General features: G+C 61.3%; 6 protein-coding genes. 2 read left to right on the forward strand and 4 right to left on the reverse strand.

What is annotated here, in order from left to right:
- Together AADA04_RS02625 and AADA04_RS02630 are read left to right on the forward strand one after the other, a co-directional pair.
- The coding region (locus tag AADA04_RS02625) for an aminopeptidase N C-terminal domain-containing protein (protein WP_340691680.1) at positions 1 to 639 on the forward strand (639 nt) is incomplete at its 5' end.
- A gap of 111 nt (positions 640 to 750) precedes the next feature.
- A complete protein-coding gene (locus tag AADA04_RS02630; RefSeq protein WP_340691681.1) occupies positions 751 to 3,150 on the forward strand; it encodes a PAS domain-containing sensor histidine kinase in 2,400 nt (799 codons plus the stop codon).
- 6 nt (positions 3,151 to 3,156) lie between these two features.
- On the opposite strand, the gene AADA04_RS02635 is transcribed toward AADA04_RS02630, so the two are convergent.
- The 4 genes from AADA04_RS02635 to AADA04_RS02650 all read right to left on the reverse strand — a co-directional run.
- Positions 3,157 to 3,759 carry a histidine phosphatase family protein gene (locus AADA04_RS02635; RefSeq protein ID WP_340691682.1) on the reverse strand — a complete coding sequence of 201 codons (603 nt, stop codon included), beginning with the start codon at positions 3,757 to 3,759 and terminating at the stop codon, positions 3,157 to 3,159.
- A gap of 4 nt (positions 3,760 to 3,763) precedes the next feature.
- Positions 3,764 to 4,573: a manno-octulosonate cytidylyltransferase gene (locus AADA04_RS02640; RefSeq protein ID WP_340691683.1), complete on the reverse strand. Its 810-nt coding sequence runs from the start codon at positions 4,571 to 4,573 to the stop codon at positions 3,764 to 3,766.
- 24 nt (positions 4,574 to 4,597) lie between these two features.
- Complete coding sequence (locus tag AADA04_RS02645; protein WP_340691684.1) at positions 4,598 to 5,041, reverse strand: hypothetical protein; 444 nt, start codon at positions 5,039 to 5,041, stop codon at positions 4,598 to 4,600.
- 153 nt (positions 5,042 to 5,194) lie between these two features.
- Positions 5,195 to 5,820: hypothetical protein (locus tag AADA04_RS02650; RefSeq protein WP_340691685.1), on the reverse strand; the 626-nt coding region annotated here is incomplete at its 5' end.

A 5,820-nucleotide genomic window follows, 5' to 3' on the forward strand; every position in this document is an offset into this window, starting at 1 on the left:
ATCACCGACACCCTTGCCGCCCCCTCACCAACCCCTTACCGCCCCTCTGCCGAACAGGCTGGGATCCGCGCACTCCGGGGAGCCTTTATCAACCTTATGGGAGCTTCGGAGACCGCAGACGCCCCGCAAAAACTGCTGTCGCTGTATGAAAAGGCGCCCAACATGACCGAGCGCCTCGCCGCCATGCGGGCCCTCACCATGAAGGGCAAATGCCCCGAGCGCGACAAGGCCCTCGCCGACTTCGAGCAGAACTGGAAACACAATCCGATCGTCATGGACAAGTGGTTTGCGGTTCAGGCCGGGCAGGGAACGGCAGCAACGGTTGCAGAACTGGCTGCCCATCCCGATTTCGACCTGAAGAACCCGAACCGGGTCCGGGCCGTCATCGCCGTATTCTCAACGGCAAACCTTGCCGCCTTCCATGCACCTGACGGGTCCGGCTACCGCGCGGTCGAAGACATCATCCTCAAGGCCGATGCGGCCAATCCGGCCCTCGCGGCCCGGCTTCTGTCCGCTTTCGAGCAATGGCGGGTCCTCGAACCCAAGGCTGGCGCTGCGGCCCAGGCGACTCTCAAGCGCCTGCAGGAGGCAAAGCTGTCGCCGAATTCCGCAGACATTGTCGGACGGGCGCTGGGCTGAACGCGGACGCGTAGTTAACGATTCTGTCAGGGTTATTAACATTTGTGCAAGGATTCCGGCTGAGAACGGAAGATGGATACGTGTGCCTAATGCGCAGAGAGTGGAGTCTCCTTGGCGGATGATAGCGTCATTGCTGAAGGATTGACCGTTGCAGACAAGGCGTCTGCAAGAGTTTCAGCGCGCCTGAAATGGACCATACTGGCGATTATCGTCCTGATGGCGGGCGCACTGGGCCTCAAGGCATGGGAAGAACGCCAAAGCGCTGATATTGCAACGCTTTCAACGCTTGAGGGCGACGTGCGTGCTATCGCCGGACGCGTTGAGGGCCGGGCAGATACGGCGGAAACGGTCATTCGTCTTGTCGCGGATATCGGTTCATCACGCTCGGCAATCACGGCTGCGGCGCCCGGTATAGACACCGTTCTGTCCCTGACTGACGCGCAGCAATCCCCCCCCGGCAGCCGCCTTGATGAAGCGGCCAAAACGGCGGCGTCTCTCCTTGAAAACGGACATCGCCTGGGCATTTCGAGCCAGGGTGACATCATACTCGTATCGAAACCCAAATCCGGCACGCCGATGCTGGCGATTGCCCCCGCAACCACGTGGCTGCCTGTGTCGGCCACTGGACGCAGGCTGACGCTGGTATCGGGCAGCCATCGTATCGGCGCAGGCGATCCTGCATTGGCCGGAACAGACAGCGCAATCCAGGTTGGCCGGCCCAGCCTGCGGTCGGTTGGTGGTCTCGACCGTATTGCGACGGCGTGTGCGCCGCTGGATCATAGTCCGGTCGCGCTGTGTGAATCGGTCCTGCACCCGCTTTTCAACCTGGATGACCTTATCCGGCTCCTGATCTTCACGTTGCTCCTGGCCGCTCCGGTCCTTGCGATCATAGGCCTGATGAATCGCCTGTCGCAGGAAGAAACGGCCACCATCATCGAAGAAACCCGCGACAGTGAAGCTGACAGGATCATGGGCCTTGTCATGCGCGGTGCGCGGGCCGGGTATTGGGAATGGGCGCCGGGCGGAACATCCGTCTTTCTTAGCGAGGGCGCGTCTGAACTGCTCGGCATGGAAGGCGCGGGCATGCTCGACGCGCGTGATTTGCTGGTTCAGGTTCATCCCGAGCACCAGGCGCGCATGCTTGAAACTCTCGAAAAAGCGCGCAGCATCGGATGGATTCAGACGAGTTTCCTGACGATTTCACAGCCGCCCATCTGGGTCGAAATGCGCGGCAGTCTCTCCAATGACGCCGACAATCAGCCAACTCTCTTTGGTGGTATCGTGCTTGATATTACCGAGCGCAAACAGTCCGAGGATCGCGTCAAGGCGGCTGAGCGGCGCCTGCGCGCAGCCATCGAAGGCTTTACAGGCCCGTTCGCCCTGTGGGATCATCGCCAGCGCCTGCTCTACTGGAATCGTGCTTTTGCGCTCGATTTCAGACTACAGGACACGCTGCGACCGGGCATCGGCCACGACACGATCATGATCGCCCGTGCGGGCGCTATACGTGTGGAGAAGCAATCAACCGAAGACCCGCGAACGACGCTGATCGAGTTGCAGTCAGATCGCTGGCTCAAGGTCGTCGAACGGCCGACGCCGGAGGGTGGCCTGATTACCGTGGGCATCGACGTAACGGAAAACGTCGAAAAAGAGGAAGCGCTGAGGCGTCAGAAGCAGAGCATGCGCAAAGCTGTTCTCGATCTGGAGCGCTCCGAAGGCCGGGCCGGCGAACTCGCACGGCGCTATTCGGAGGAGAAAGCCAAGGCCGAGCACGCGGCGCACACCAAGTCTGCCTTCTTGGCCAATATGAGTCACGAGCTGCGTACGCCGCTCAACGCGATCAACGGATTCTCGGAAATCCTCGCTCACGAACTTTACGGTCCGCTGGGTGACACAAGGTACAAGGGCTATGCCCACGACATCCTGACATCCGGCCAGCACCTGCTGGATATGATCAACGACATTCTCGACATGGCGAAGATCGAGGCGGGCAAGATGACCATCAACCCGCAACCGATCGATCCTGTCGATCCGGTGGACGCTGCGGTGCGCATGATCCGCCGAAAGGCAGAGGACAAGGGGATATCCATTGTCCTTGATGCCCAGCCCGGCTTGCCTGATCTCGACGCCGACCACAGGGCGATCCGCCAGATGGTGCTGAACCTCCTGTCCAATGCCATCAAGTTCACCGACGCTGGCGGCACCATCACCGTCGCTGTCGAGCAACGTGGTCCCGATATTTATATCGGTGTCACCGACACGGGCATCGGCATTCCGGTCGAAGACCTGCCCCGTCTTGCGAAGCCGTTCGAGCAGGTTTCCGGCTCACGTGATCGCAACTATGAAGGCACCGGTCTCGGATTGGCGCTCACCAAGTCGTTTGCCGAAATGCACGGCGGCCATCTCAGCCTTTCATCGATCGAGGGCGAAGGCACGACGGTCGCCATCTCGCTGCCGATTTCGGGCGCCAGTGAACTGGTCGCCGAAGATGATTCCCGCGAAGTTGCCTGACCCTTTCTAGGGTCTCACATTCCAGTCGAGAATGCGGGCACCGCTACGGTCAACCACGACGGTGCCCCAGGCCCCTGTCTTCAGCTTGCGCTCCAGACCGACGGGCACGTCATTCACCACGTCCGGCAGGAACCGCGCGATTCCGTTGCTGGTAACGACCAGTATGTCGGCATCGCTGCCCAGCTCCGCCGCACGCGCCAGCAGGCCCGTCCAGGCGGCGCGCAGGGCAGCCGGATCGACGTGCCATCCCGGTGGTGGGGTGGCGTTAGCATCCCAGGCATTGATCGCCTCGGCGCCGATGCGGGCAATGACGGCGTCCTCCGTCTGGTTCTCGTCCGGGCCGTAATCGATCTCGGTCAGGAAGGGCAATATCAGGAGAGCCGGTGCAACCGCGCGTCCGGCGAGTATCGAGCGGGCTGTTTGCCGTGTGCGCAGCAAGGGCGAACAGAACGCCGCCGTAAATCCTGTGTCGCGAAAATGTGTGGCCAAGGCAGCTGCTTGGCGCGTGCCGGATGTCGACAAGGGCATATCCGTATGTGCGCCGACGCGGGTCGGTGTGTCGCCCGTATCAAACGTGTTGCCGTGCCGGACGATGATCAAACGGGCCAATGTGTCAGTCTCCCGCAGGGTCGCCATGTTGCGCGATCAGGCGTTCGGCCAGCGCCACGTCTTCGGGCGTATCGATGCCCGGAATGGCGATCGTGTCGGGCGCCACCTCGACACAGTGGATCGACATGCCGTTCTCGAGCAGGCGCAATTGTTCCAGCCCTTCGAGCTGTTCATAGCGTCCCTCCGGCAGGCTGACATACTGGCGCAGGGCGTCCAGCTTGAACGCATAAAGCCCGATATGACGGCATACAGGGGACAGGTCGCCCGCAGCACGCAGCGCGGCTTCCTTGCGCATGGCAGGCAGGATGATCTTCGAAAACCAGAGCGCCCGACCGTTGAGGTCATGCGTGAGGGTCGTGCCCGAAAAGGGCGTCTCCAGCTTGTGCGCCCGCAAAGCATCGAGTGCTTCCCAGGACAGGCGCACATAGGGCGTGGCGGCATCTGCGCCCGACGCCATCGCGGCCTGCGCGACCGCGATGATATGAGCAGGCGGTGTGAAGGGTGAGTCGCCCTGCAGGTTGACCACGACTTGAGGCTGGACTCCCAGCGCTTCGGCCGCCGCGAGCGCGCGGTCGCTGCCAGAGGGCAGGGCGGGATCGGTCATAACGACAGGAATATTGCGTTCGCGGCAGTGGGCTTCGATACGGGCGTCATCGGTGGCAACCACATGCGCGGCATCATCAAGCGCCGCCGCCGCCTTGCCCGCCATGCCGGCCACGCGGCTGACCATGCTCTGCCCGGCAATCAGCGTCAGCGGCTTGCCGGGGAATCGGGTCGACCCATACCGGGCGGGAACAACGATCAGGGTTTTCATCTGTCAGCTACCTTGAAACCTGGCTCACAGTCGCCGCGGCGACGTGTTCTCGGCCTCGCGCATGTCCTGCATCAGCCCGATCAGCGGGGCGACCCATTCGAGTGTCTCTTCTCCAACGCCTTCGCCGCGCAGGAATTCGGTAAATGCCGGAACGAGTTTCTCATTCCCGCACTGGTCGACAGCCATTTCGAGTTCAGGCACGACGATGGTCTGGAATGTGTCGGCGAACTTCTGGATCTGCTTTGTTTTTGAGGCGAGCTGGATTGCAACAAAGGGATCGACGTCACCATCCTTGCCCTGCAGTCGGCGCAGGTCGTTGATCAGGCCGCGATTGTTGGATGCAAACTTCTTGAGCACTTTTTCGGTCTTGTAGTCGACCCATTCAGCCGTGCAGGCCTTCGGTTCCACCGAGGCGCAAGCCGCAAGCGTCGCGAGGCTGAGCGATATCATGGCAATCTTGGCGTTCATTCGGCGCATCCATCCAGACCTGATTGAGAACGCTCCACCCTAGAGGCCAGCAACGATTCAGCAAAGAGTGTATTGGCTGCCGGACAGTATTGGGCCCCGGCGACGGTACCGTGCCAGGGCCTTTAACGCGAGCCATAGGGGAAAGGATCGCGCCTAGTTCTTGCTGATCTCGATTTTGTGCTTCGACGCCAGTTTGCTTGTAAAGGCCTGCTTTTCGTCATCGCACAGAAGTTCGCTATGCTTGATGGTTGCCAGCGTTTCAGGTGCGTGCAGGCGCGATTCATCGCCCTCGACGCATGCGACGTGGAGCGTTTCCCCGTTCGCGGTTTCGCTGCTCAGGATGCGGGTCTCACCCGGAGCGAGTGCGGTATCGCGGCAAGACAGCGCCAGCGACTCGATGGCCTTTGACACGTCGTCGATATGGTATTCGAAATCGCCGCCATAAGCGGCATCCACACGAGTCTCGATCTCGTTCGCCCAGGCTTCGACACGGGCTTCTAACTCGCGGTTCGCTGCTTCGCTGTCTGCGTCATATACCGCTTCCCAGGCGCTCATGCGTTGATCTACAACCGCCTCCCATTCGGACGTGCGCGCTTCGACCGCCTGAGCCCAGGCTTCCCACTCCGCAGCGGTCTTCTCGGCTTCCTCTTCACTTCTATTGAAAAGGAAAACGTGTTTCGAGCCTTTATCGCCCCCCTTCAGTTCCATCACCGACGGGACGGGGGGAATGGCTGGTGCCGCTGGCATAGGGGGCATTACGGGCTTGGCCGGAAGGGGTG

The sequence above is a fragment of the Hyphomonas sp. genome, assembly GCF_037969335.1.
Taxonomy (GTDB): Bacteria; Pseudomonadota; Alphaproteobacteria; order Caulobacterales; family Hyphomonadaceae; genus Hyphomonas.

Bases quoted from the DNA above. Each gene is read 5' to 3' on its own strand.
- AADA04_RS02640 (WP_340691683.1), bottom strand. From the start codon at position 4,573: ATGAAAACCCTGATCGTTGTTCCCGCCCGGTATGGGTCGACCCGATTC.
- AADA04_RS02645 (WP_340691684.1), bottom strand. From the start codon at position 5,041: ATGAACGCCAAGATTGCCATGATATCGCTCAGCCTCGCGACGCTTGCG.